Origin of the sequence: Streptomyces purpurogeneiscleroticus (assembly GCF_020024005.1) — a bacterium.
In the GTDB taxonomy this organism is placed as follows: Bacteria; Actinomycetota; Actinomycetes; order Streptomycetales; family Streptomycetaceae; genus Streptomyces; species Streptomyces purpurogeneiscleroticus.
Genome location: NZ_NHSG01000335.1, coordinates 1 through 3,958 on the forward strand (window position 1 = coordinate 1; position 3,958 = coordinate 3,958).

General features: G+C 71.6%; 4 protein-coding genes. 1 reads left to right on the forward strand and 3 read right to left on the reverse strand.

The window, feature by feature from the left end:
* Positions 1 to 1,316 (forward strand): cytochrome P450 (locus tag CCS38_RS22170; protein ID WP_223735060.1); only part of this gene is annotated, 1,316 nt, incomplete at its 5' end.
* A 62-nt stretch (positions 1,317 to 1,378) separates the two neighbouring features.
* Here CCS38_RS22170 and CCS38_RS22175 read toward each other — a convergent pair.
* The 3 genes from CCS38_RS22175 to CCS38_RS22185 all read right to left on the reverse strand — a co-directional run bounded on the left by CCS38_RS22175 (position 1,379) and on the right by CCS38_RS22185 (position 3,743).
* Complete coding sequence (locus CCS38_RS22175) at positions 1,379 to 1,537, reverse strand: hypothetical protein (protein WP_030257823.1); 159 nt, start codon at positions 1,535 to 1,537, stop codon at positions 1,379 to 1,381.
* Positions 1,538 to 1,656: 119 nt separating this feature from the next.
* A complete protein-coding gene (locus CCS38_RS22180) occupies positions 1,657 to 2,610 on the reverse strand; it encodes a cytochrome c oxidase assembly protein (RefSeq protein WP_223735061.1) in 954 nt (317 codons plus the stop codon).
* A 107-nt stretch (positions 2,611 to 2,717) separates the two neighbouring features.
* Positions 2,718 to 3,743 carry a 6-phosphofructokinase gene (locus CCS38_RS22185; RefSeq protein ID WP_223735062.1) on the reverse strand — a complete coding sequence of 342 codons (1,026 nt, stop codon included), beginning with the start codon at positions 3,741 to 3,743 and terminating at the stop codon, positions 2,718 to 2,720.
* Positions 3,744 to 3,958 lie beyond the last annotated feature (215 nt).

The following is a 3,958-nucleotide window of genomic DNA, read 5'->3' on the forward strand; positions in this document are numbered from 1 at the left end:
CCCGCGGCCTGCCCCTCCTCGGCAACCTCCCCGCCTTCGGCAGGGACCCCCTAGCCTTCCTCGTACGCCTGCGTGACGAGTACGGCGACGCGGTGACCTGGTCCCTCGGACCACGCCGCAGCCTGTTCCTCTTCCACCCCACCCACATCGCCGAATTCCTCGCCGCCCGGGAACGCACCTTCGAGCTCCTCGAGATCGGCTGGGCCTTCAAACAGCTCACCGGCCAAAGCCTCATCCTCAGCAAGGGCAGCGACTGGCGCCGCAAACGCTCCCTGGTACAGCCCACCGTCCGCCCGCGCCAGGTCCGCGGCTACGCCGCCGCCATGGTCGAGTGCGCGCAGGACACGGCCGCGCAGTGGCGGGACGGCGACCGCATCGACGTACGCCACCAGATGGCACTGCTCACTCAGCGCATCGTCCTGCGCACCCTGTTCGGCAACGACCTCGGCGACCGCACCCGGGCCCTCAGCGACGCGATGGCCGTCGCCGAACACGGCATCGGCGCCGAACTGCGCAACATGACCCTCTTCCTGCCGGGCTGGATCCCCACCCCGGGCCGGCGCCGCCTGCTCCGGGCCGTCGCCACCATCGACGCCGAGGTGCACCGGCTGATCCGCGCGCGGCAGCGGCGCGGCGACACCGAAGACCGCGACGACCTGCTCAGCAGGCTCCTCGCGGCCCGCGACGAAGAGGGCCGGCCGCTGACCGCCAAGGAGGTCCGCGACGAGGCCGCCACCCTCTGGGCCGCCGGACACGAGACCACGTCCACGGCCCTGAGCTGGACCTGGTACCTGCTGTCGCGCTCACCGGAGGCCCGCGAACGCCTCACCGCCGAACTCGACGAGGTACTGGCCGGCCGCCCGCCCACCATCGACGACTACGACCGGCTCCCCTGGACCCGGCAGATCATCAAAGAGGCCCTCCGGCTCTACCCGCCCGCCTGGCTCATCCCCGCCGTCGCCCGCGACGGCGCCACCCTCGCCGGCACCCGCATCCCCGCCGGCACCGTCGTGTGGTGCAGCCAGTGGACCACCCACCGCGACCCGCGCTGGTTCCCCGAGCCCACCCGCTTCCGCCCCGAACGCTGGGGCCCCGAAGCGCCCGACCCCGTACCGGACCACGCGTGGTACCCCTTCGGCGGCGGCCGGCGCACCTGCCTGGGAGCCCGCTTCGCCCAGGTCGAGGCCACCCTCGTCCTCGCCACCCTCGCCCAGCACCACCACCTGGACGTGCCCCCCACCGACCCGACCCCACGCGCCGGCCTGCTCCTCCAGCCGGCCACACCACTGCACGCGACCGTGCGGCGGCGGCCGTAACACCCCGGAATGCCGCACGGCGCGCGTAGCCACCGGCACTCGCAGTCACCGGCACTCGCCGGTCACCACCGCTTCCCGGCCACCACCCCGACCGTCACCAGCGCCAGCACCACCCACGCGAACCACAGCCAGCCGCTGCTGCCCACCGCCACCGTGTATGCCGTGGCCAGGATCAGCCCGCCCACCGTGCACCCTGCCATCGCCTTAGCCGATCCGGGCATCCTGGCATCCTCCTCACGGCCGCCCGTACGGGGATATGCCACGGGCCGCGGCCTTGGGGACATGTTCCCCGGCCGCGGCCCGTACCGCCAGCTTTCGTCGGATTCCGCGCCGCCCGGCGCTAACCCTGGCTGCGCGCGTTCAGCGACGCGAGATAGGCGTTGTACGCCGCCAGCTCCTTGTCACCGTCCCGGTCGGCGGCCCGGTCCTTCCGTACCGACTGCCGCTTCTCCGTCGTGTACCACTGGAAGACCAGCGCGATCAGCACCAGCACCGACGGAATCTCACTGAACGCCCAGGCGATGCCGCCCGCCGCCTGCTGGTCCGCGAGCGCGTCGACACCCAGCGAGGCCGGCGGGTGCTGGAACGCCTTCACCATCGTCTCCGACGCCATCATCAGCGCGATGCCGAAGAACGCGTGGAACGGCATCCCCGCGAACAGCTCCAGCATCCGCATCACATAACCGGGCCGGTGCGGACCCGGGTCCACACCCATGATCGGCCAGAAGAACACCAGCCCCACGGCCAGGAAGTGCACCATCATCGCGATGTGCCCGGTCCGCGACCCCATCAGGAAGTCGAAGAGCGGCGTGAAATACAACGCGTACAGGCTCGCGATGAAGAGCGGAATCGTGAACGCCGGGTGCGTGATGATCCGCATGTACCGGCTGTGCAGCAGCGCCACCAGCAGCTCGCGCGGGCCCTTGCGGCCGCGGCCCGCGGCCGGCAGCGCCCGCAGCGTCAGCGTCACCGGCGCGCCGAGCAGCAGCAGGATCGGCGAGAGCATGCTGATCACCATGTGCTGCACCATGTGCACACTGAACATCGCCATGCCGTAGTCGTTCAGCTTCGTGCACATCACCAGGGCGACCGACAGCACGCCCGCGACCCAGGCCACGATGCGGCTCACCGGCCAGCTGTCGCCGCGCCGCCGCAGCCGCAGCACGGCCCAGCCGTACAGCGCCAGCCCCAGCAGGCATCCGACGAGGAAGAAGGCGTCGCCGCCGAACTCCAGCCCGCGCCCCAGCGTGAACGGCGGCAGATCCATCATCATGCCGTGCCCGCTGTGATCCATCCGCTCGCTCCTGATTCGCACCAATGCTCCGCGACCAGCCTAGAGCCGCCCCCGGCACGGACGGTGACCGGGGGCGGCCCTGTACGGACGAGTCGCGGACCGCGCCGTTACAGCACGCACTCCACCTCGGCGTACCGGTCGCCCGGTACGGTCTTCAGCGTCTCGACGGCCTCCGCCAGCGGTACCAGGGTGATGTCCGTACCGCGCAGCGCCGTCATCATCCCGAAGTCGCCGCGGTGCGCCGCCTCCACCGCGTGCCACCCGAAGCGGGTCGCGAGCACACGGTCGTACGCGGTCGGCGTCCCGCCGCGCTGCACGTGCCCCAGGATCACCGCGCGGGCCTCCTTGCCGAGCCGGCCCTCCAGCTCGACGGCCAGCTGCCGGGCGACGCCCGCGAACCGCTCGTGCCCGTACATGTCCTTGCCGCCGACCTCGAAGTCCATCGAGCCCGCGCGCGGCTTCGCGCCCTCCGCCACGACGACGATCGCGAACTTCTTGCCCGCCTCGAAGCGCGCCGCGACCCGCTCCGACAGCTCGTCGATGTCGAAGGGGCGCTCGGGCACGACGATGGCGTGCGCGCCGGCCGCCATGCCGGAGTGCAGCGCGATCCAGCCCGTGTGCCGGCCCATGACCTCGACGATCAGCACCCGCTGATGCGACTCGGCGGTCGTCTTGAGCCGGTCCAGCGCCTCGGTGGCCACGCCGACCGCCGTGTCGAACCCGAAGGTCAGATCGGTCGACGCGATGTCGTTGTCGATGGTCTTCGGTACGCCGACGATCGGCAGGCCGGCGTCCGACAGCAGCCGGGCCGCCTTGAGCGTGCCCTCGCCGCCGATCGGGATGATCGCGTCCAGGCCGAGGTCGGCGACGTGGCCGCGGGCCCGCTCGACGCCGTCCCGCAGGTGGGCCGGCTGTACGCGGGAAGAGCCGAGGATGGTGCCGCCACGGGCCAGGATGCCGCCTACCGCGTCCAGGTCGAGCTTGCGGTAGTCGCACTCCAGCAGGCCGCGCCAGCCGTCGACGAAGCCGATGACGTCATCGCCGTGGTCGGCGACGGCGCGGTGCACGACGGAGCGGATGACGGCGTTCAGACCGGGGCAGTCGCCTCCGGAGGTGAGTACACCAATACGCATTGCTCGTAGAAACCTCTGCAACTCAACCGGATGACCGGACCCCGTCGTCCGGTTGGATGCGCACACCCTACAAGCGCGGCGCGCCCCTCCGTAGCGCTTGCCCGCACTACGGGAACGAGGCCCCTCACATGCGCCAATCCCGGCCTCACTTGAGCGGACCGGAGTGGCTGAGACCGCCCCGAACGCCCCCATCGGGCACCCCTCGGCCCCCTCAT